Source organism: Jejubacter calystegiae (assembly GCF_005671395.1).
GTDB classification, from domain to species: domain Bacteria; phylum Pseudomonadota; class Gammaproteobacteria; order Enterobacterales; family Enterobacteriaceae; genus Jejubacter; species Jejubacter calystegiae.
Window position 1 is genome coordinate 3,694,612 of sequence record NZ_CP040428.1, and the last position, 22,439, is coordinate 3,717,050.

Below are 22,439 nucleotides of genomic sequence, written 5' to 3' on the forward strand. Positions count from 1 at the left end.
GGCCCGCTGCTATCGGTTTTACTCTTCGCTAAACCACTCGCTGTTCTCTTTACGAATCAGCAGTATGGATTCGCTAATCTCATGAAGATGACGGCGCATGGCCTCTTCCACCCGGGCTTCGTCACGCTGTTCCAGCGCATTGAAGATCTCAAAATGCTGATTCAGCAGCATCTCCGGCGGTGAAACGTGATCGAGACTCATGTAGCGTACCCGGTCAATGGCGGCCTTAATATTTTCCACCGTATCCCAGGCGAGCTGGCAGTCGGCAATCAGCGCCATTTTCTGGTGAAAATCATCGTCCAGGGTGAAGAAATCATTCTGCTGCTGGCGATCGATGGCGCTACGCTGCTGGCTCAGATTCTGCTCCAGCTGCCACAGCCAGTCGTCGTTAATCAGGCTGGCGGCGCGGCGCGCGACGGCGCATTCAATGGCCTGGCGCACGAAGCAGCCATTGCTGACCTGGCGGATGGAGATCTTATTCACATAGCTGCCGCGCTGGGGACGGATCTGAATCAGTCCGTTTTCCGCCAGTTTGATAAAGGCTTCGCGCACCGGCTGGCGAGAGACATCGAACCGGACCGATACCTCTTTTTCCGAAAGCGGCGTGCCTGGCGGAATCAGGCAGTGAACGATATCCCTGCGCAGGATGCGATAGATCTGCTGATTAACGGGCTGTGTGGGGTTTAACGTATCGACGGCCATTGTTTTATCTGAGTGGTGAGTAACTTACCGATTTTAGCATTTTTCTAACGACTGGCCTATACCCGGCCATAAAGGCCGGGCAGGACAAGCGCTAGCGCTGACGATGCACGCTCAGACCGCCGAAACTCTGGCTGACTGGCATCATCTCCAGGGTGTTGATGTTGACGTGAGCCGGCAGGGTGGCGACCCACCAGACCGCTTCGGTTACATCTTCCGGCGTCAGGGCGTTACTGTCCTGGTAGGTCTGTTCCACCTTCGCCTCGTCGCCTTTAAAACGCACATTAGAAAATTCGGTGCCGCCCACCAGCCCTGGCTCGATATCGGTTACGCGGACGGCGGTACCGTGCAAATCGGTACGCAGGTTCAGGCTGAACTGGCGGACGAACGCTTTAGTGGCGCCATAAACGTTACCACCGGCATAGGGCCAGCTTCCTGCGGTGGAGCCCATATTGATAATGTGGCCGCGGTTGCGCTCGACCATGCCCGGCAGTACCGCGCGGGTCATCCAGATCAGCCCTTTATTGTTGGTGTCGATCATCGCTTCCCAGTCATCGACGCTGGCGCGCTGCGCGGGTTCCAGTCCCAGCGCCAGCCCGGCGTTATTTACCAGAATATCGATCTCACGCCAGTCTTCAGGCAGCGAGGCGATGGCCTCTTCAACGGCGGCGCGATTGCGCACGTCCAGTTGCATGGTCAGTACGGCATCACCGAGCTCAGCCTGCAGCGCCTGAAGGCGGTCGTGACGGCGCCCGGTGGCGATCACCCGGTGGCCATTCTTCACAAAGCGACGGGCAATACATTCACCAAAGCCGGCGGTGGCGCCGGTAACCAGAATAATCATCTTGATGTTCCTCAACGCATTATCTAAGTGGTAACTGACTGAATATACAGCCTAACACGGCTTGCGGCGAATAGGATCGATGAAATTCTTATTGCGGTTATGACGTTGCCCGGCAGCAGCCCGCGGCATAAGCTATAAGGCTAAACCGGTGATTCAGGAGAACAAGATGGCCGTGGATAACCCCTTTTTTCAGGTGAGCCTGCTCCCCTATCAGGCGCCGCCCTTCGATGCCATTCGCGATGAGCATTACCGCCCGGCGTTTAACGAGGCGGTACGCATTAAGCGCGCAGAGGTGGCGGCGATTGCCGACGCCCCGGAAACGCCGGATTTTGCCAACACCTGCCTGGCGCTGGAGCGCAGCGGCCAGATGCTGGCCCGGGTCACCGGCGTATTTTTCGCGATGACGGCGGCCCACACCAACGATCTGCTACAGCAGCTTGACGAAGCTTTTAGCGGCGAACTGGCGGCGCTGGATGATGAAATCTATCTGAACGAGAGCCTGTTCGCCCGGCTGGAGAGCGTCTGGCAGACGCGCCGCAGTCTGGGGCTGGACCAGGAGTCTGAGCGTCTTATCGAACAGCAGCACCAGCGTTTCGTCCTGGCCGGAGCCCGGCTTGATGCGCAACAGAAAACGGCGCTGCGGGCGCTGAATCAGCAGGCGGCGCAGTTAAGCAGTCAGTTCAATCAGCGGCTGCTGGCCGCCACCAAATCGGGCGGTCTGGTGGTGGACGATGTCAGGCAACTTACCGGTATGAGCGAAGCGGAAATGGCGAGCGCGGCCCAGGCGGCGCGGGATAAGGGACTGGGGGGCCGCTGGCTGTTGCCGCTGTTCAACACCACCCAACAGCCGGTGCTGCAAACGCTGAGCCATCGCCAGACTCGCGAGGCATTATTTATGGCCAGCTGGCAGCGCTGCGAGAAAGGCGATGGCGGCGACACCCGGGAGATAATCTGCCGCCTGGCGGATATCCGCGCCCGTCAGGCGCAACTGCTGGGCTATCCGGACTATGCCAGCTGGAGCATGGCCGACCAGATGGCCGGTCATCCTGAAGCGGCGCTGGGTTTTATGCGCAATATTGTGGCGGCGGCAAGCGGGCGTGCCCGACGTGAACAGGCCGACATCCAGCAGCTTATCGATGGCGAAGAAACCCGCTTTCCGGCCCGGGCCTGGGACTGGAACTTCTATGCTCAGCGGGTCCGCCGTGAACGCTATCAACTGGATGACAGCCAGATTCGTCCTTACTTCGAACTGGAAAGCGTGCTGCATCGCGGCGTGTTCTGGTGCGCCAGCCAGCTCTATGGTTTGAGCTTTGTCGAGCGCTTCGATATTCCGGTCTGGCACCCGGATGTGCGGGTATGGGAGATTTTCGATCAGGACGGGCGCGGTATGGCGCTGTTTTATGGCGACTTTTTCGCCCGCGACAGCAAAAGCGGCGGCGCCTGGATGGGGAACTTCGTCGAACAGTCATTGCTGCTGGCGAGCGAGCCGGTCATCTACAACGTCTGTAATTTCACTAAACCGGCCGATGATGAACCTGCGTTACTGAGCTGGGACGACACCATCACGCTGTTTCACGAATTCGGTCACACGCTCCACGGGCTGTTCGCCAGCCAGCGTTACGCTTCGCTTTCCGGAACCAATACGCCACGCGATTTTGTGGAATTTCCGTCGCAGATCAATGAACACTGGGCCAGCCACCCCGAGGTGTTTGCCCACTACGCGCGCCACTACCAGAGCGGCGAAGTCATGCCTCAGGCGTTGCGTGAACGGATGCTGCAGGCCGGGCAGTTTAATCAGGGCTACCATATGACCGAACTGCTTGCCGCCGCGCTGCTGGATATGCACTGGCACCAGATAGCGCCGGACGCCGGTATTAATGACGTTAGCGCCTTCGAACAGGCAACTCTGGCCCGGGAGCAGCTCAGCCTCGACGCCGTGCCGCCGCGCTATCGCAGCAGCTACTTCGCCCATATCTGGGGCGGTGGCTATGCGGCGGGGTATTACGCTTATCTCTGGACGCAAATGCTGGCGGACGACGGTTTCAAATGGTTCGAAGAGCAGGGAGGGTTAACCCGGGAAAACGGTCAGCGCTTCCGGGATGGGATTCTGTCGTGCGGCAACAGTCGCGATCTGGCCGAACTCTATCGCAACTGGCGTGGCCACGACCCAGTGATTGAACCAATGCTGAAAAACCGCGGCCTGGCTGAATAATTTCTTCCAGAAAACTCATAAAAATCTATGGTCACCTCCGTTTTTGCAACACAGATTTTGATTTATGATGGGCCTGCGTAAATCCATCCGGCGTCTGATGGGCAGCAATGCCCGCGCCACGATGAGTTCCGCGCCTGACGAATCTTAAAAACCGGACGGCTTCCACTAGCCATTTTTTATGTCAGGTTCATCAGCAGGTCGCTTATGCCGTTCATGTCATCAAGTATCTGTCGTCGTAAAACCAGAAAGTAACGTGTTAATTAACTGAGCTGACGAGTTTTTCGTCGGCTCTTTTTATTGTCATCCCTAAACCACCTCCTATGGAGGTGGTGAACGTTCCTGTGGGGCTTCGCCCGTAGAATGCTCATGCTAAATACTGCCCCGGTTTGTTACCAGCAAATCAAGGGAGTAAGTAGCATGAGCAGATATGAATCCGCTTCACACGTATTCTATCATTGTCAGTATGATCTTGACCCGCCATCTCCAGACAGACCATGTTCATCTGGTGGTAAGAACGCCGCCGAGTCTGAGCGTATCGGAACAGATGGGTATCGTGAAGGGAAGAACAGCGATAAGCTGTCCGTGTAATGAAATCCTGTACGAAGGGCACTAGCGGCCCCGGTAAAACGGCGGCGCAGCTGGCCAGATTCCGGCGCCTGGTGGGGCTGGGTTACGGTTCATTCTGGCGGGGCGTGATATTTGATACTGAGTATAAGAACCTCGCGCTCTCGGGGGAGGAGGAGCTATTCCGTTTCGGCAAAGAGGCGGACGACTGCTGGGATTTTCACGGCCAGGAGTTCCCGTTCATCGGGTTTAACGAGCTGACCAAGCAGTAATCGCCGGAGTTTTACGAAATGATGTTCTCCCGTCGGCGTTCGTTGTTCCGGCCGGAGAACTACCCGCTGGATAATGACGGGCTGCTGAGCCCGATCCCGCTGGAAATCTTCAGCACCACCAATCCGTTCGGTATCGGCCACACTTGGGTGAAAAAGCGCTTTATCGAACCGGCACCGCGCGGCACCGTTCAGCGTGACCGGCTGATGGTGTTCAACCCGCAGACCGAGCGGGAAGAGGAAATCACGTTAACCGTGTATTCCACGTATCTTTTTTGTCTGAATCGAGTGGTAATCATCATGATCAAATATTATGCAAGCATCAATGCTAGTGGGAATTCGGGTGACCATAATAACGAATAATGTCCCATTATCCGTTATTATGGTATCTAATTCAGTTGGGTAATTTTCAGGATGGTGACCGACAGCCTTATTAAATTGGGATGGTGCGATAGCTGGTAATTATAACTTTCTTCTGAGGATTTTTTTGCATGGTACCTCTAAAAAGTGATATGTGAACATAGATATCGAGAGGGTTAGTACGAAAAATATAATAGACATACTGTTATTGGTTGTGGTGGTGCACTGAGATACAATCTCTCTTATATCTTTTCCGAAGTTTAAAAATATAATCGGATGTAATAGATACATCGATAGTGATATATCTCCTAAATATACAACTGGTCGTAATGATAGAATTCTCTTGGTATAGCTTTCGCTATTGTGAAGTGAAAATATAAGCATGGAAAAAAGAACAATGCATATTACATCCAAACCTTTACATGCTAATACTAGTATAATCAAAACAATTATATAATCAGATGCATGCTTTCTTCTGAGTGTGGGTAACATATCTTTCTTTGAAAGAGTATACATACCTACGCCAATCATAAAATCAGCAAGGCCTCTGATGAGGCTTAAAGGGTTTCTATAAATATCCAAGGGGCCGCTTGACTGATGGTCGTTATAATAAGTAATGAAATTCACCAGAAACAGGCAAGTAGCTATGGTTATAATAATTGTTGTGATATTTTTTGTTACGCTATAGATAATTATGGGGAATAAAAAATATGCCACCAGTTCTATGCTTAGAGACCATGATGCTACAACAAGAGAATCTCCGAGAAGCCCTTGCATTAAGAAAATGTTGGTTGATATTTTGTGCAGATCTATAACATTGCTGCTATATATATTTATGGAAACCATTATTACCAGTGCAAGAAAATAAACTGGGTAAACTCTTGCAAATCTATGCTTTAAAAAAGATAGGTATAATAAATCATCGCTTCTTTGAATGAATTTATCAGCATAAACTAGTGATAGAATATATCCGCTCAGTATAAAGAATAGATCAACGCCAATGTAGCCATTCCATAAAAAAAAAGTCCTCCCATAAGTGAAATGATAAAGCATTACATATAATGCTGCAAGGCCTCTTATTCCTGTCAAAGAAAGCAGTTGCATATTTGTTTGATGATTGAGTGTAATATTTTGGTGCATATTCTCATGTCGTTGTTTTTTTATACAAATAATATTTACAGCGAGTGATCTGTAAGGACCAAATTTATCATAAAAATGGAATGCAGATCTACTCTAAACTTAACCACATTTGGTTTGATTGCTCACATTTTATTAGATAACCCGACATACATGGATCTTCACCAAGCTTCAATCTTCTGCTGGCTTCAGAATTGTGATGGGTTGGTGCTTGGTAAATTGGGTTTTACGCACGGAGAACTGCTCGGGAACATAATCAGTATATCGGAAGAATCCAGAAGTGAATGGTCTGGTTAGGCGGATACTTACAAGGTTATCGCCACAGGTGGCAGCCGCTATCAGTGGCGTTTTGATTTCTGGCGGTTGGTCAGAACCTTTCTCCAAAACTACACATAACATATTGATTTTAAAGAGTGTCATTTAGGACAAAATGAAAGGTTTTAAATCTATGGATTTTTCATAATACCATGATTTTTATATATTAATTTGTTGTCCATGCCTATACTTCGCCCATATCTGGGGCGGTGGCTATGCGGCGGGGTATTACGCTTATCTCTGGACGCAAATGCTGGCGGACGACGGTTTTAAATGGTTCGAAGAGCAGGGGGGTTAACCCGGGAAAACGGTCAGCGCTTCCGGGATGGGATTCTGTCGTGCGGCAACAGTTGCGATCTGGCCGAACTCTATCGCAACTGGCGTGGGCATGACCCGGCTCCCGAACCGATGCTACAGCATCGTGGGCTGACTGACTAAAATCCGGTATTACATTGATGCAGTAAAAAAACGGGGAGGTTTAGTGGCAGTGGGTATGCCCCTCCCCAAACGCTGAAAAGTCTCATAGTCTGATGGACAGACACTCTATTTATCGGCGTGAAAGTCGGAAGCTTTAGCCTTTTTTGCGGGTCAGCAAATACAGTCATCAGGACGACCAACAGCAAGAGATTACGATGCTCTGTAGGCGCTAAATGCGTGAATATCGAAATTCACAGCGACCATAGGGGTGTTTTCAATCTCCTGTACCGCCAGCATAAACGACTGAGCCCATTGTTCACCGCCTTGCTCTTCGATATAGCGAGTGACGTAACTGGTGGATAAAAAGAACAACGCCACCTCTTGCGGGGTAAGAAACAGGATATTGGCAAAGACTTCCCGGCGGGCATTGTGCAGGTGCGGGCAGGCCTGCATTAATTCCAGCGTATTGTCGTATTCCGTCAAACGGGAATCGCGATAAGCGGCCCAGCGGCTGACCAGCTCGCGGCTGATAAAATCCTGAAGTGGTCCATAAACGATAGGGAAATCATATTTCCAGGCGCAGAACAGACCGTTGGGTTTTAACCAGTGGGCAAGATGCGCCAGAATTTTTTCCCGGTCCATCCAGTAAAAAGAGGTGGCGCTGGTGACCAGATCGTAACGTTGATTTGGCGTAAAACGAGCCGCGTCGGAAACGGTAAAAGGGATATCTGGATAATTCTGACGGGCTCTGGCAATCATGGCATCGCCAATATCACACCCTTCTACATGATGAAATAACGGCGCCAGCGGGGCAGTGGATACGCCGTTTCCGCAGCCGATATCCAGCGCAGCCTGGCGTTCAGGCACCCGCGCGGCAAGTGCGTCATACAGCGTTTGCGGATAACGGATCTTACCCCGGATCGCATTATAGGCATCCGCATTGCGATTAAATTGTTGCATGTTAATCCCTGCTTTTATTCTGATTAAATGCCTGGTGTTTCTGGCGTTATTTATCAGAAAAACATTAGCAAAAAATCAGGCAGGGCCTGGATAACATTTATTTCAGTTTGTTACGATGAGCGCTCTGAATATAGCAATAAGATTAATGCGGATATTCAGTGGCAGGCGTATGTGGTAGCACTTATGAATCGCCCGGTCACCGCTCAGGATTTATCGATAATATCGGCGATATTCAGCAAATAATGTGTAACATCAATGTTTCCCATGAGTAACGCCCCCCATAGCGGTAACAGCAGCGTTAAAATCAGGGTTGCGAGCCAGAAAGTTAGCTTTTGTGCAAACATTACCATCACCAGTGGCTTATTAGCTGTTTTAAATACTGACTTTGCTTAGCGGAAAAAGTTCAGATCCTGAATTCGATTGCTGAAAAAATGGGCGGCCTCATCTTCTTCGCCGATGGAGCGACAAAAAAAACCGGACTACGAGGATCGCGTAGTCCGGTAAACAAGGTATTACAGGGGATTTCATGGAGAATCCATGTTCATCATGGCATAACCAGTACCTGGTTTCTCGCGGTCTGGCGGCTTTAGGAGTGGTCCAGGCACTTTTTGTCTGCTGTGCTGGCGGGAACAGGAAGACTGACTGAAAGGCAAAAAAAATCCGGCTTGATGGAAGGCATCGCAGCCGGAAAAGGTAGCAGTTTCAGGGATATCTCAGAGTGATACGCTAATTATACTGGCATATAAAAAACGGTTTTAGCGGCGGGGTGTCGGGTTTTAGGAGCCTTCCAGGAATAGGATGAGTTTTATTGATGGTGAATCCCCTGCATTTTTTATTGAAATTTTCTTATAAACAAGGTGTTAACTCTGCTGATAATGATGGTTGCGCTGATTCGCATTAGCGCAATTATTGTTAAGATAACCTTGTGTGTGAATTAGCATCAGATTGACCCTGTCAGCGCTAACATAAAAAAATCAGGGGAAATAGGTATCAGGTTAATTTTTAACCCGATATTGCCTGTTAAATATACGATCATTCATTGTGCACCTGGCGCCAGTCTGATTATTGATGTGAGCCGGTTCTGATATCGGTTTTTAACCGGAAGTGCGATTGTTGGCAGGCCGCGTCATACCTGGTGTGACGCCGGTTTGCGCGAATGACAATTGCGGTTTATTTTTGAGTTGAATCCCGGTTCAAATATTGCCATAAACGTGGCCAATACAGGGGGATAAGGTTGACGGCGCAGAGAAAATAGGGCTTTATGTAAATAAATATGTGATCAAAATCACTGTAATTGACAAAAGGGATCCGGCGTTGGCAAAGGGTGCGATTCTGGCACTGTCCCGGGCCCACATAGCGGAGGTAAATGCCTGCTACGCTATAGCAGGAGGCGAAATAACAGTTTCGGCCCGCTGACTGTTGGTCGGGTGGGGCAAAGGTGAGAAGTGCACTCCCTTAATTTTTTCTGCCGGGGGCAACCCGTTTGCACAAGCTCGCTTCTGGCAGATCGCTCGTATGGGCGTTTTACCGTTAGAGGATGGAACATGAAGTTAAGAAGGAAAAAGGTCAAACCGATAACGCTTAAGGATGTGACCATTATCGATGATACCAAGCTGCGTAAGGCGATTACCGCCGCGTCGCTGGGTAACGCGATGGAGTGGTTCGATTTTGGTGTCTATGGTTTTGTTGCCTACGCACTCGGTAAAGTATTCTTCCCTGGCGCCGATCCCGGCGTGCAGATGATCGCCGCTCTGGCGACCTTTTCAGTCCCGTTTTTGATTCGTCCGCTGGGCGGCCTGTTTTTCGGCATGCTCGGGGATAAATATGGCCGTCAGCGTATTCTATCCATCACGATAGTGATCATGTCGATAAGTACCTTCTGTATCGGCCTGATACCCGGCCACGCGACCATCGGTATCTGGGCGCCTATTTTGCTGCTGTTGTGTAAAATGGCACAGGGCTTCTCGGTGGGCGGTGAATATACCGGCGCTTCAATCTTTGTCGCTGAATATTCGCCGGACCGTAAGCGCGGCTTTATGGGCAGCTGGCTGGATTTTGGCTCCATCGCCGGTTTTGTGCTGGGTGCGGGCGTGGTTGTGCTGATCTCCACTATCGTGGGTGAGGCTAACTTCCTTGAGTGGGGCTGGCGTATCCCGTTCTTCCTGGCGCTGCCGCTGGGCATTATCGGGCTCTACCTGCGTCACGCGCTGGAAGAGACCCCGACCTTCCAGCAGCACGTTGATAAGCTGGAGCAGGGCGATCGAGAAGGGCTGCAGGATGGTCCCAGGGTCTCCTTTAAAGAGATTGCGACCAAACACTGGCGCGGCCTGCTGGCCTGTACCGGCCTGGTGATTGCCACCAACGTCACCTACTACATGCTGCTCACCTATATGCCGAGTTACCTTTCCCATAACCTCCACTATTCCGAGGATCATGGGGTACTGATCATCATCGCTATCATGATTGGTATGCTGTTTGTTCAGCCGGTGATGGGGCTGCTGAGTGACCGCTTCGGGCGCCGTCCCTTTGTGCTGTGCGGTAGCGTGGCGTTGATTGTCCTGGCGGTACCGGCCTTTAAGCTGATTAACAGTGACGTGATTGGGCTGATTTTCGCCGGTCTGCTGATGCTGGCGGTGATCCTGAACTCCTTTACCGGGGTGATGGCCTCTTCGCTGCCGGCGATGTTCCCGACGCATATTCGCTACAGCGCCCTGGCCAGTGCCTTTAATATATCGGTACTGATTGCCGGTCTGACGCCGACTCTGGCCGCCTGGCTGGTGGAGACCACTCAGAACCTGCTGATGCCTGCTTATTATCTGATGGTTATCGGCGTGGTGGGGCTGGCGACCGGTCTTTATATGAAAGAGACCGCCAATAAACCACTGAAAGGCGCGACGCCGGCCGCATCGGATATGGATGAAGCGCGTGAAATTCTGCAGGAGCACCACGATCATATCGAACATAAAATCGAAGATATCGATCGTGAAATTGCTGAACTGGAAGAGAAGCGTAATCGTCTGGTGCAGCAGCACCCGCGCATTAACGAGTAAGAGTATCAGGCCCCCGGTTGGGGGCTTTTTTCTGCCTAACGCAACCGCAGCGCCGCAAACTTATTGCGAATCACTCCGTCATAAAAACGCCCCTTGGAAACCACCGTCAGAAAGGTATGGAAGGTTTTTTCCGGAACGTTACGGTAACGCCACAGCTGGCCGTCCTTAAACTGGATCTCCAGCTCGCGCACCCCGGCATCGTAACCAATACTGATGATTCTTGACGATTTAACGGGGTGTTTGTTCATCCTGAGGGCTCCGCTGTGCTAAAAGGGCTGTTCTTACTACATCTGTTAATAAAAACATACGCAAAACCAGTGCCAACAATCAACCGGCAAAGGCGACGATTTGCTTATGAGGCGAAAATAAGATGCTGAAAGACTATCTGATTGTCGCCATGCTCACGATGGTGGCGGGGTGGAAAATCAGCCTGCCGGTTCTGGGGGGACTGGTCTTCTGGTGCTGGCGACGGCGACATATTGTCTGGGGCATACTGTTTGGGGCGGGGTTTGTATGGACGGCACTGGCGGCCTGGCAGTTTGAACAGTACATGTGAATGCCGCCGCAGCGGCATTCGGCTGGTCTTAGTTCAGGCCAAGGCGGATGAGCTCCACGGGCTGATACTGACCTTCGCAACCCTCCACTTCCACTGTCTTCGAGCGGCGCAGATCTCCGGGCGTCATGCCGTCACCGTGGATAGCGGTGATAACGCCGGTCTGGCCAGTGCCGTTAATCATCACGCGGCTGCCGGTGGTAATGGAATTGCGATTGCGGTCATAGGTCATCATTGTGGTTTCTCCTCTGAATGAAGACGATAATTCAGACCCTGTTATTCTGGAATATTCTGCGCCGATGGGGCGTTGATCGCGATCAATACGAATCTTTTCATGCGATGTGCATCACATATTGGCAGGGGTGGCATCGCGCCCCGTTAGCCGCTAAGGTGTGAAGCACCGGGTGCCGCATGCGGCGGCGCAGGCTGAATCAGGGAGGCTTTTTGCCAGGATGTTAAAGATGATGCTGGTTACCGCGCGCGACAGGGTGCGGCTGACAGAAATCACGTCAGTGCTGATCCGCTATGGATTGCAGGACATCGCCAGAATGCTGGGGCTGACGACGTTGCGCGATACCCTGCGCCGCGATCGCGAGCGGACACAGGCGCAGAGCATGCCCGAGCGGCTGCGTCACGCGCTGGAAGAGCTGGGGCCCACCTTCGTAAAACTCGGGCAGATCCTGGCGACCCGTACCGACCTGCTGGATCCCGTCTGGACTGACGAACTGGAAAAACTGCACAGTCAGGCCAGAGCTCTGCCCTGGGAAAGCCTGGCGGAGCAGATATGCGAAGACCTCGGCGCCGAGCCGGAGCAAATCTTCGCCGAATTCGACCGCACGCCGATTGCCGCCGCATCGATGGCGCAGATTTATCGCGCCAGGCTCCATAGCGGTGAAGCGGTGGTGGTGAAAGTGCTGCGCCCCGGCCTGGAAAGGACCATTCGCGCCGACCTGCGGTTACTCACCTTTCTGGCAGGCGCGCTGGAAGAGCAGAGCAGCCAACTGGCGCGCTATCATCCGAGCCAGATTGTGTTGGGACTGGCGACGGCGCTGAACCACGAGCTGGATCTCACCCAGGAAGCCAGCAACTGCGAACAGATTGCCCGCTGCTTTGCCGATGACCCCCAGGTTGTTATTCCCGCTATCCACTGGGCCTGGACCTCGCCGCGCCTGATGGTGCAGGAATTTGTGCCGGGGATGGCTCCGGAAAGCCCACAACAGCTCATCGATGCCGGACTGGATGGTCATATCCTTGCCAGGGAAGGGGCGCGGGCGTTTATGGAGATGGTGCTGGAACACCGGCTGTGGCACGCCGATCCCCATCCCGGTAACGTGATGGCGCTGGAGGGGAACCGGGTCGGTTTTATCGATTTCGGTATGGTAGGACGCCTGAGCGAACGGCGGCGCAATCAGTTGCTGATGATGCTGGATGCCATTGCCGGACGTCAGAGTGAAGGGATCGTCAATGCCCTGATCGAGTGGTCGGGCGATGAGGCCATCGACATTAATCGTTTCGAACTGGCGGCGCAGAACTTCCTTGATAAACAGGGTTCGGCGCCGATGAAGCTCGGCAAGGCGCTGGCGGATCTGCTGGCGATGGTCCGGGAGTTCCGACTGGCGCTGCCGCCGGATCTCGCGCTGCTGTTTAAGGCGTTGATTACCGCTGATGGCGTGCTCCAGCGTCTGGATCCCGGTTTTGATATTGTCGCCACGCTGCGGCCGATGCTGCGCGAGGTGGTGCTGCGCCGTTATCGCCCCGGCGGCGCCCGCCGACGACTGATGGCGCTGGGGGCCCAGGCGTTGGATGCCGGAGAAGAGCTGCCTCAGACCCTGCGCCTGATGCTACGGCGCCTGAAAATGGGGAAGGTTAACGCCGACCTGGAAATTAAAAATATCGGGCTGCTCAGCCGGGCACTGGAACGTGCCGCCGTCACGCTGGCGATAGCGGTGGTGACGGCCGCTTTTGCGTTGGGCATCACCCCCTGGCTGATGGAGAGCGGCTGGCGTATTTGGGGGATTCCGGTCTTTCCGCTGTTTGGCCTGCTGGCCTGCGGTACCGGTATCTTTCTGCTGGCGCTGCGGTTACGACGTTAACGCACTCGTTTAACCTTTGTTGACGTTTAATTCGCTACAGTGGCTTGGCAATCCATCGCGACCGGCAGAGGCGCGATGTATCAATACCCAGAAAATAACGATCTATCCATGCAAGCTTGAGCCGCCAGTCGCTGGCGGTTTTTTTTCGCCTGGCGATCGCCGAATATGAAAAGCCCCTCGAGCAGTGCTGCGAGGGGCTTTTCGGTGAGAGAGCGCGTCGTTCATTAATCATCCCACTTATAGCTGAACCATGCGGCCAGAAAACCAGAGAAGACAATCATTCCCAGGACGGCCAGAAAAACATGCATATTTCCCAACATAGTGACCTCCGTCGTGTGTTTAACCGATAGAAAAACCCCTTAATTAGCGGTGGTTAGCAGAGGTGATTATACCGAACGACGCTTAAATAAACGCGCAATTGTGTGAAGAAGCGCGGACCAATGGTAAGTAAATGCAACCTATAGCGCCCGCCAGACCATTTGTGCGCCCAGGCCTAACAGCGTTAGCAGAAACAGACGGCGGAACAGTAAGGGACTGATGCGCCGACGCAGCCATTCGCCGAAGGCCATACCTGCCAGTGCCGCCACTAGCGCCAGCAGGGAGAGGGGAAGATCGCCGGTGTTCAGCGCGCCATGCCACCACAGCCCCGCGCTTAGCGCCAGTGTGGAGGTGGTAAAGGCGATGCCCAGACCTTGTATCAGGGAATCCCGGGAGCTCAGCAGCGCCTGAAGCCAGGGAACCGCCGGAATCACAAAGACGCCGGTCGCACCGGTCAGCAGTCCGGTACAGAGCCCGACCAGTAGCGAAAGCGGCGCTTCGCCACGCACAGGCGGCGTAAAACGGGCGCCTGAGAGCGACCAGAGCGCATACAGGCTCAGCGCCGTGCCCAGGGTTAAGGTCGTGGCGCTGTGACTGCCCGTAGCGAGCCAGCCGCTGGTCGCCAGGGTTCCGACAACGATCCCGACGTTCAGCGGCGTCAGACGTCGCAACAGCGGCCACAGCCCGCTACCGCGCAGCTGCATCAGATTGGTGATAAGCGAAGGCAGCAGCAACATGCCCGCGGCAGCCACCGGTGAAATTAACGCGCCCAGTAGCGCCATCGCGACCGTCGGTAGTCCCATTCCTGTCACGCCTTTTACCATGCCTGCCATCGCAAATACGGCGGCGGCAAGTACCCAAATCTGTTGTTCAGCAGACATCGACACTTCCTCTGAGTGATTCACTGTCGCAAGCGTAACGGACTCCAGCGCGCCTTAATTCGTCAGTCAGCGAACCAGGGTCGCATTCATGATGAATTTTTTTCATGTCTGATGAATTTTCCTCGTTTGCACTGCGCGCGTTCTGCTGTCATTGTTTCAGCCATGTAGCCATCCAGATGGCTGAAAGTTCAATAAAACAATTATCACCCGGCTGAACTACCGGGGAGAGGAGAGCAGCATGCAACGACAACAGGCACCGTTTCGCGCCGATGTGGTAGGGAGTTTTTTACGTCCGGACAGCATTAAGCGCGCCCGCGAGCAGTTTGCCGCCGGAGAGATCGACGCCGCCGCATTACGTAAGGTGGAAGACGAGGCGATCCGCAACGTCGTGCAGCAGCAGTGCGCCTGTGGCCTGCATGTAGTGACCGACGGCGAATTTCGTCGCGCCTGGTGGCACTTCGACTTTTTCGACGGCCTGCAGGGCACTGAGCCCTTCGAAACCGACCACGGCATTCAGTTTAACGGCGTGCAGACTAAAGCCCGCGGCATTCGGGTGGTGGATCGGGTGAAATTCGGCGATCATCCGATGCTGGAAGATTTTCGCTATCTGAAGAGCATCAGCGGCGATGCCTGTCCGAAAATGACTATCCCCAGCCCCAGCGTGCTGCATTTCCGCGGTGGTCGTGAAACTATCGACCGTACCGTCTATCCGGAACTGGACGCTTACTTCGACGACCTGGCCATTGCCTGGCGCGACGCCATCCGCGCGTTCTATGACGCGGGCTGCCGCTACCTGCAGCTCGATGATACCGTCTGGGCCTACCTGTGTTCCGAAGAGCAGCGCCGCCTGGTGCTGGAGCGCGGTGACGACCCTGATGAACTGGCCCGTACCTACGCCCGGGTATTGAATAAGGCGCTGGAAGGTAAACCTCAGGATCTGACCGTCGGGCTGCACGTCTGCCGCGGCAACTTCCGCTCCACGTGGATCTCCGAAGGGGGCTATGAGCCGGTGGCGGAAGTGCTGTTCGGCACGGTGAACATCGATGCCTTCTTCCTTGAATACGATAACGATCGTTCTGGCGACTTTAGCCCGCTGCGCCATATCCGTCCTGGCAATCAGCAGGTGGTGCTGGGGCTTATCACCACCAAGAATGGCGAGCTGGAAAACCCGGAAGGGGTGAAAGCGCGGGTGCGGGAAGCGGCGCAGTATGTCGATATCAATCAGATCTGCCTGAGCCCTCAGTGCGGTTTTGCCTCTACCGAAGAGGGTAACAGCCTGAGCGAAGGCCAGCAGTGGGATAAAGTCCGACTGGTGACCCGCCTGGCGCAGGAAGTCTGGTAAGTTCTGCGGCCCGGCGCTGTGCCGGGCCTGTTTATCAGCGCTTTTTATTATGCGACTCCCCGTCGCTATTATAAAAAACGATGATTAAAAAACGTGCAAATCATTAACCGGTGCGCACCACCATAGCGCGAAATAAAATCTTTCCTCCCGCCGGTAAAATAAAACTCCCTGATTATTAAGCATAAATTAATTCTGGCATCCGCCTTGCAACAGGTATCCCAACTTGTATACCAGATGGGAGACCTGGCATGTCGAATGGTGTTGACAGCCTGCCGGTATTATCGATTGGCGAGTGGCTGGATATTTATCAGGCCAGTCCATCGCAACTGGCAAATATCTATACGCAGTTCCTGAGCCTGGCCCGACAGGATGATAATGCCTGGATTACCCTGGCTTCCCGCGAGCAGATCGATGCACAGCTTGCGCCGCTGTTGCGGGCCGTGACGGAAGGAGGGCGCGAACCCCGGGAATTTCCGCTGTTCGGGGTGCCCTTTGCGGTGAAAGACAATATTGACGTAGCCGGTTTTCCCACCAGCGCCGCCTGCCCGGAATTCCTCTACCATCCCCATGAGGACGCCGCAGTGGTGGCGCGCCTGAAAGCGGCGGGCGCCATCGTGGTGGGAAAAACCAATCTCGACCAGTTCGCCACCGGCCTGGTGGGTACCCGTTCCCCCTATGGCGCGGTGACCAATACCTTTGATAAGCGTTATGTGAGCGGCGGTTCCAGTTCCGGTTCAGCGTCGGTGGTGGCCCGGGGGCTGACCCTGTTCTCGCTGGGGACGGATACTGCGGGCTCCGGGCGGGTGCCTGCCGGGTTTAACAATATTGTCGGCCTGAAACCGACCCGCGGCTGGCTTTCTAACCGCGGGCTGGTTCCCGCCTGCCAGTTCCTGGACTGTATCTCGGTCTTTGCGCTCCAGGTGGAGGATGCCCGGCGGGTGGCCGACATTGCGGGCGGCTACGATCCTGACGATCCCTGGTCACGTCAGGATCCTTATTGCGCACCGGCACGCCTGAGCGAGCGTCCACGCTTCGCCATTCCGGACAAACTGACCTTTTGCGGCGACAGCCAGAACGAACAGGCTTTCAACCAGGCGCTGGCGCAGATGAGCGCGCTGGGCGTAACGCTCGAACCGGTGGATTTTACCCCGTTTCGTGAACTGGCGGAGCAGCTCTATGCCGGCCCCTGGGTTGCCGAGCGTACGCTGGCGGTCAGGGATCTGCTGGAAAAAAATCCCCTGGCGCTGGATCCCACGGTGCGCACCATCGTGAAACAGGGATACCGCTACAGCGCCTGCGATGCCTGGCAGGCGGGGTATCAGCGCGCGCAACTGAGCCGTCAGATTCACCAGGCGCTGGCGGGCTTTGATGCGCTGCTGGTGCCGACATCACCCACCATCCGCACCCTGGAAGAGATGGCACAGGAGCCGGTACGCTACAACGCCGAATTCGGCACCTACACCAATTTCACCAATCTGGCGGATCTCTGCGCGCTGGCGCTGCCTTCCTCCTTCCGCGAAGACGGACTACCGGCAGGGATCACACTGATTGCCCCAGCCTGGCATGATGCGGCGCTGGCCCATTTTGGCCAGCGCTGGCAGCAGGCGCTGGCGCTGCCCGTCGGCGCTACCGGGCGCGCCCCGGCAACGCTGCCGGAAGCGGCGCTGCCGTCAACCGGCCATGTACGGCTGGCGGTGGTGGGCGCTCATCTGCGCGGCATGCCGTTAAACCACCAGTTGACCGGGCGCGACGCCGTCTTCATCGAACAGACCATCACAGCGCCTGACTACCGTCTTTATGCCCTGGCGAATACCACGCCGCCCAAACCCGGGCTGGTGCGGGCGCCGGGTGGCAACGCCATTGAGGTGGAACTGTGGGATGTGCCGCTGGCGCGCTTTGGCGAATTCGTGGCGGAAGTTCCGGCGCCGCTGGGTATTGGTTCGCTGCAACTGGCGGATGGTCGCCAGGTAAAAGGGTTTATCTGCGAACCCCTGGGATTAGAAGGGGCCACCAACATCAGCGAATGGGGCGGCTGGCGTGCCTGGCTCGCCCGCGACAGCCATAACGGACAGTAAGGAGCGACCATGTTTACCCGGGTTCTGATTGCTAACCGCGGCGAGATAGCCTGCCGCGCCATCCGCACGCTACAACGCTGCGGCATTGACAGCGTCGCGGTGTTTTCCGATGCCGATCGCAATGCGCCCCACGTCAGTATGGCGGATAGCGCCATCGCGCTGGGGGGCGACAGCGCGACGGAAAGCTATCTTAACGGCGATAAAATTCTGGCCGCGGCCCGGGAAAGCGGCGCTCAGGCCATCTTTCCCGGCTACGGTTTTCTCTCTGAAAGCGCGGAATTTGCCAGCGCCTGCGCTGCGGCCGGGCTGGTATTTATCGGCCCCACGCCGCGACAGATTCGCGATTTTGGTCAGAAGCACCGGGCGCGGGAGCTGGCCCGCGAGGCCGGGCTGCCGATGACGCCAGGCAGCGGTCTGCTGGAAAGCCCCGAAGCCGCCTGTACTGCCGCCCGGAACGTCGGCTGGCCGGTGATGCTCAAAACCACCGCCGGGGGCGGCGGTATCGGGCTGTTGCGCTGTGAAGGTGAAGCGCAACTGCTGGCCGCCTGGGAGAGCGTCCGCCGCCAGGGCGACCAGTTTTTCAGCGATGACGGGGTGTTCATTGAACGCTGTATCGATCGGGCGCGCCATATCGAGGTTCAGATCTTCGGTGACGGTCAGGGGCGCGTGGTGGCGCTGGGGGAGCGCGACTGTTCGCTACAGCGCCGCAACCAGAAAGTGGTGGAAGAAACCCCCGCTCCCGGGCTGCCTGCCGCAACCCGCAAGGCCATGCACGATGCGGCCATTCGACTGGGGCAGTCGGTCAATTATCGCAGTGCCGGCACCGTGGAGTTTATCTACGAACCGGAAAGCGACAGCTTCTGGTTTCTGGAGGTCAATACCCGCCTTCAGGTCGAACATCCGGTCACCGAAATGGTCACCGGTGTCGATCTGATAGCCGCGATGCTCCAGGTGGCAGCCGGAGCCTCACCCGACTGGGCTGCGCTGGAAAAATCGCCGCGCGGGGCGGCCATGGAGGTACGCCTCTATGCCGAAGATCCGCTACGTCAGTTTCAGCCGAGCCCGGGCGTTTTGACCGAAGTCTTTTTCCCGGACGATGTGCGGGTGGACGGCTGGGTCAGCACCGGCAGCGAAGTCACGCCGTACTACGATCCCATGCTGGCCAAAATTATCGTGTATGGAGAAGACCGCGAGGCGGCGCTGGAAAAGCTCAGACGTGCTCTGGAGAAAACCCGCCTGCACGGTATCGCCACCAACCTGGACTATCTGCGTCAGATAGTCACCCTTGACGCCTTCCGGCGCGGTGAGGCCAGTACCCGTCTGCTGGATGAAGTGCGCTATCAGCCTCATGCCATCGAGGTACTGTCTCCGGGCACCTGGACCAGCGTACAGGACTTTCCGGGCCGCACCGGCTACTGGCATATCGGCGTTCCGCCTTCAGGGCCGATGGATGATTTTGCCTTCCGCATGGCGAACCGCATTGTCGGTAACGATCCCTCCGCCGCCGGGCTGGAGTTCACCCTGGAGGGGCCGACGCTGCGTTTTCACAGTGCGGCGGTTATCGCCCTGACCGGCGCAGACTGCGAGGCGCGGCTGGATGAACGACCGCTGGCCTGCTGGCAGCCGGTCAGGGTTCAGGCCGGGCAGGTATTACGTCTGGGTCGGGCACAGAGCGGCTGCCGGGGCTACCTGGCGGTGCGTAACGGCATTGATGTGCCGGTATATCTGGGCAGTCGCGCCACCTTTGCCCTGGGGCAGTTTGGCGGCCATGCCGGACGTACGCTGAAAGTGGCAGACGTGCTGGCTATCTCCCGCCCTGATCTGCCTGCCTGTACCACGCCGCCGCCGGTCGCTGAGCCGTGCGCGGTGGATCCGGCTCTGATCCCCGACTATGACGAGCGGGTGGAGATCGGCGTACTGTACGGTCCCCATGGCGCCCCGGATTTCTTTACCTCCGAATCGATGGAACGCTTTTTTAACAGCGACTGGGAAGTGCACTACAACTCCAACCGCCTGGGCGTGCGACTGAGTGGCCCGGAGCCAGACTGGAGCCGTGACGATGGCGGCGAGGCGGGGCTGCATCCGTCCAATATCCACGACTGCGAATACGCTATCGGCGCGGTGAACTTCACCGGTGATTTCCCGGTGATCCTGACCCGGGACGGGCCAAGTCTGGGAGGATTTGTCTGTCCGGTCACCATTGCCCGGGCGGAGTTATGGAAGGTGGGGCAGGTACGTCCCGGGGATCGCATTCGCTTTCGTCTGATGGATGAATCAGAAACCAGCCAGCGGTTACAGGCTCAGGAGCAGGCGCTGAAAACCCTGAAAGCGCCGACGGTCGTCAATCACGTAGCCACAGCGCATGGCCCCACGGCAATTCTGGCCAGCCGGGCGGCCAGCGACAGCCTGCCGTCAATGGTGGTGAGGCGCGCCGGAGACAGCTACCTGCTGATCGAATACGGCGATAACGTGCTGGATCTGGCCCTGAGATTACGGGTGCATCTGCTGATGTCGGCGCTCAACGATCGCGGACCGGCAGGCATTCTCGAACTTTCCCCCGGCGTGCGGTCGCTTCAGGTGCGCTACGACAACAGCCGGTTAAGCCAGCAGGCGCTGATGACACGGCTCATGGCGCTGGAGCAGACGCTGGGCGACGTGGAACGGTTAAAAATTCCCTCACGCATCCTGTATCTGCCCATGGCCTTTGAGGATTCCGCCACCCTGGCGGCGGTGGCGCGCTACCGGGAAACGGTGCGCGACAGTGCCCCCTGGCTGCCGGATAACGTCGAGTTTATTCGCCGCGCCAACGGACTGGCCGATCGCGACGAGGTCAGACGCATTCTGTTTGAGGCCAGCTACCTGGTGCTGGGACTGGGGGATGTGTATCTCGGCGCCCCCTGCGCAGTACCGCTGGATCCGCGCCACCGCCTGCTGAGCTCCAAATATAATCCGGCCCGGACCTGGACTGCGGAAGGCACGGTGGGGATTGGCGGCATGTATATGTGCATCTACGGCATGGATTCGCCGGGAGGTTACCAACTGGTGGGGCGCACGCTGCCTGTCTGGAATCGCTTCCTGAAGAATCCGCAGTTTGCCGGGGAGCCCTGGCTACTGAAATTCTTCGACCAGGTGCGTTTCTATCCGATCAGCGAGGCGGAACTGATGCAGCAGCGCGAGGCGTTCCGCGAAGGGCGGGCGCAGATTCGCATCGAAGAGAGCGAATTCGACTTTGCCGCATACCGCCGGATGCTGAGCGAAAACGCCGCTGACATTGCCGGGTTTCGCGAGCGTCAGCAGAGCGCCTTCGATGCGGAAGTGGCGCACTGGTGCAGCTACCCGCAGCAGGCGCCGGAAAGCCCGCTCAATATGGCCGAGATTCCGGCAGCAGGGCGGGAAGGCGAACTGGTTAGCGCCGATCTCAACGGCAACATCTGGAAGATTCTGGTGGAGCCAGGCCAGCAGGTGAAACAGGGCGAACCGCTGATTGTGGTGGAAGCCATGAAGATGGAACTGATGGTCTCTGCGCCCTGTGACGGCACCGTCACCCATATCAGTTGCCTGGCGGGACGGCCTGTAGGGCCGGGGGATGCGCTGCTGTGGCTCGATCGCGCCAGTTAAGTGACATTGTCACAAACTAAACTCAGGGGAGAGGCCATGAGCGATCGGAAATCGCTAAAAACGATGAGCGAAGGTCAGGGCGAACGGGTCTATCGCCTGGTGAAACAGGCCATCTTCGACTTTCGGATGCTGCCGGGCGACCGCTTCAGCGAAAACGACATTGCCGGGCGTTACGGCGCCAGCCGCACGCCGGTACGCCAGGCGCTCTATGCCCTGGCGCAGGAAGGCTATCTGGAAGTGCAGCCCCGCAGCGGCTGGCGGGTTTGCCCCATCGACTTTCACCATCTGGAAGCGCTGTACGACCTGCGGGTGGTGCTGGAGCTGGAAACGGTCAACCGCCTGTGTCAGCGCCCGGAGCAGGTCATGCCACTGCCGCTGCGCCAGTTATGTCAGTTCTGGATAGAAGCGCCGCCGCTGGCGGATGGCCGCGAGGTGGCGCATTACGACGAACAGTTTCATATGACCCTGGTGGCGATGGTGGGTAATCCCGAAATGGCGCGTATCCACCGCGAACTGACGGAAAAGATTCGGATTGTACGGCGCATGGATTTCACCCAGCCGCCGCGGGTCAGCGCCACTTACGCCGAACATGCCGCCATTCTTGAGGCCATTATCGCACGGCGCGGCGAACAGGCGTGCCGCCTGCTGCGGGAACACATTGCCCGCAGTCAGCAGGAGGTTCGTCAGATAACCCTGCATGCGCTGCATCAGGCGCGTCAGGAAAAACGTTAA

Annotated in this window: 17 protein-coding genes and 3 pseudogenes; 11 read left to right on the forward strand and 9 right to left on the reverse strand. The window is 56.0% G+C overall.

Going from position 1 to position 22,439, the window contains the following annotated elements:
• Window positions 1–18 precede the first annotated feature (18 nt).
• Together FEM41_RS17035 and ydfG are read right to left on the reverse strand one after the other, a co-directional pair.
• Window positions 19–702: a GntR family transcriptional regulator gene (locus FEM41_RS17035; protein WP_138097389.1), complete on the reverse strand. Its 684-nt coding sequence runs from the start codon at window positions 700–702 to the stop codon at window positions 19–21.
• Window positions 703–793: 91 nt separating this feature from the next.
• Window positions 794–1,543: a bifunctional NADP-dependent 3-hydroxy acid dehydrogenase/3-hydroxypropionate dehydrogenase YdfG gene (gene ydfG, locus FEM41_RS17040; protein ID WP_138097390.1), complete on the reverse strand. Its 750-nt coding sequence runs from the start codon at window positions 1,541–1,543 to the stop codon at window positions 794–796.
• A gap of 166 nt (window positions 1,544–1,709) precedes the next feature.
• On the opposite strand from ydfG, the gene dcp reads away from it, so the two are divergent.
• The 3 genes and pseudogenes from dcp to FEM41_RS24955 form a co-directional block, all read left to right on the forward strand.
• Entirely contained in the window at window positions 1,710–3,755 is a 2,046-nt protein-coding gene (dcp, locus tag FEM41_RS17045) for a peptidyl-dipeptidase Dcp (RefSeq protein WP_138097391.1), read from the forward strand.
• A 484-nt stretch (window positions 3,756–4,239) separates the two neighbouring features.
• A pseudogene (locus FEM41_RS25195) lies at window positions 4,240–4,329 on the forward strand (transposase); the annotation flags it as partial.
• A pseudogene (locus FEM41_RS24955) lies at window positions 4,309–4,843 on the forward strand (terminase); the annotation flags it as partial. The pseudogenes FEM41_RS25195 and FEM41_RS24955, both read left to right, overlap by 21 nt.
• Window positions 4,844–5,050: 207 nt before the next feature.
• Here the strand turns inward: FEM41_RS24955 and FEM41_RS17055 are convergent.
• Window positions 5,051–6,052: an acyltransferase family protein gene (locus tag FEM41_RS17055; RefSeq protein WP_168198819.1), complete on the reverse strand. Its 1,002-nt coding sequence runs from the start codon at window positions 6,050–6,052 to the stop codon at window positions 5,051–5,053.
• 535 nt (window positions 6,053–6,587) lie between these two features.
• On the opposite strand from FEM41_RS17055, the pseudogene FEM41_RS17060 reads away from it, so the two are divergent.
• Window positions 6,588–6,838, forward strand: a pseudogene (locus FEM41_RS17060) (M3 family metallopeptidase); the annotation flags it as partial.
• A gap of 189 nt (window positions 6,839–7,027) precedes the next feature.
• On the opposite strand, the gene FEM41_RS17065 reads toward FEM41_RS17060, so the two are convergent.
• Together FEM41_RS17065 and FEM41_RS24600 are read right to left on the reverse strand one after the other, a co-directional pair.
• Window positions 7,028–7,777: a class I SAM-dependent methyltransferase gene (locus FEM41_RS17065; protein WP_138097393.1), complete on the reverse strand. Its 750-nt coding sequence runs from the start codon at window positions 7,775–7,777 to the stop codon at window positions 7,028–7,030.
• 203 nt (window positions 7,778–7,980) lie between these two features.
• On the reverse strand, window positions 7,981–8,121 hold the full coding sequence (locus tag FEM41_RS24600) for a hypothetical protein (protein WP_168198820.1): 141 nt from the start codon (window positions 8,119–8,121) through the stop codon (window positions 7,981–7,983).
• Between the two features lie 1,200 nt (window positions 8,122–9,321).
• Here FEM41_RS24600 and proP point away from each other — a divergent pair.
• Window positions 9,322–10,827, forward strand: a complete 1,506-nt coding sequence (gene proP, locus FEM41_RS17070) for a glycine betaine/L-proline transporter ProP (RefSeq protein WP_138097394.1) — start codon at window positions 9,322–9,324, stop codon at window positions 10,825–10,827.
• Between the two features lie 35 nt (window positions 10,828–10,862).
• Here the strand turns inward: proP and FEM41_RS17075 are convergent, their stop codons facing one another.
• On the reverse strand, window positions 10,863–11,075 hold the full coding sequence (locus FEM41_RS17075; protein ID WP_138097395.1) for a KTSC domain-containing protein: 213 nt from the start codon (window positions 11,073–11,075) through the stop codon (window positions 10,863–10,865).
• A gap of 122 nt (window positions 11,076–11,197) precedes the next feature.
• Here FEM41_RS17075 and FEM41_RS17080 point away from each other — a divergent pair, with 122 nt between their 5' ends.
• Complete coding sequence (locus FEM41_RS17080; protein WP_138097396.1) at window positions 11,198–11,383, forward strand: hypothetical protein; 186 nt, start codon at window positions 11,198–11,200, stop codon at window positions 11,381–11,383.
• Between the two features lie 28 nt (window positions 11,384–11,411).
• Here the strand turns inward: FEM41_RS17080 and ydfZ are convergent, their stop codons facing one another.
• On the reverse strand, window positions 11,412–11,615 hold the full coding sequence (ydfZ, locus tag FEM41_RS17085; RefSeq protein WP_138097397.1) for a putative selenium delivery protein YdfZ: 204 nt from the start codon (window positions 11,613–11,615) through the stop codon (window positions 11,412–11,414).
• Between the two features lie 217 nt (window positions 11,616–11,832).
• Here ydfZ and FEM41_RS17090 point away from each other — a divergent pair, with 217 nt between their 5' ends.
• Complete coding sequence (locus FEM41_RS17090; RefSeq protein WP_138097398.1) at window positions 11,833–13,473, forward strand: ABC1 kinase family protein; 1,641 nt, start codon at window positions 11,833–11,835, stop codon at window positions 13,471–13,473.
• 224 nt (window positions 13,474–13,697) lie between these two features.
• Here the strand turns inward: FEM41_RS17090 and mgtS are convergent, their stop codons facing one another.
• Together mgtS and FEM41_RS17100 are read right to left on the reverse strand one after the other, a co-directional pair.
• Entirely contained in the window at window positions 13,698–13,793 is a 96-nt protein-coding gene (gene mgtS, locus FEM41_RS17095; RefSeq protein WP_138097399.1) for a protein MgtS, read from the reverse strand.
• A 138-nt stretch (window positions 13,794–13,931) separates the two neighbouring features.
• Window positions 13,932–14,672 carry a sulfite exporter TauE/SafE family protein gene (locus tag FEM41_RS17100; RefSeq protein WP_138097400.1) on the reverse strand — a complete coding sequence of 247 codons (741 nt, stop codon included), beginning with the start codon at window positions 14,670–14,672 and terminating at the stop codon, window positions 13,932–13,934.
• Window positions 14,673–14,910: 238 nt separating this feature from the next.
• Between FEM41_RS17100 and FEM41_RS17105 the strand changes: the two genes are divergently transcribed.
• The 4 genes from FEM41_RS17105 (at window position 14,911) to FEM41_RS17120 (ending at window position 22,439) form a co-directional block, all read left to right on the forward strand.
• Window positions 14,911–16,014 carry a cobalamin-independent methionine synthase II family protein gene (locus FEM41_RS17105; protein ID WP_138097401.1) on the forward strand — a complete coding sequence of 368 codons (1,104 nt, stop codon included), beginning with the start codon at window positions 14,911–14,913 and terminating at the stop codon, window positions 16,012–16,014.
• Window positions 16,015–16,262: 248 nt separating this feature from the next.
• Entirely contained in the window at window positions 16,263–18,089 is a 1,827-nt protein-coding gene (atzF, locus tag FEM41_RS17110; protein WP_138097402.1) for an allophanate hydrolase, read from the forward strand.
• Window positions 18,090–18,098: 9 nt separating this feature from the next.
• Complete coding sequence (gene uca / locus FEM41_RS17115) at window positions 18,099–21,707, forward strand: urea carboxylase (RefSeq protein WP_138097403.1); 3,609 nt, start codon at window positions 18,099–18,101, stop codon at window positions 21,705–21,707.
• Window positions 21,708–21,743: 36 nt separating this feature from the next.
• Complete coding sequence (locus FEM41_RS17120; protein WP_138097404.1) at window positions 21,744–22,439, forward strand: GntR family transcriptional regulator; 696 nt, start codon at window positions 21,744–21,746, stop codon at window positions 22,437–22,439.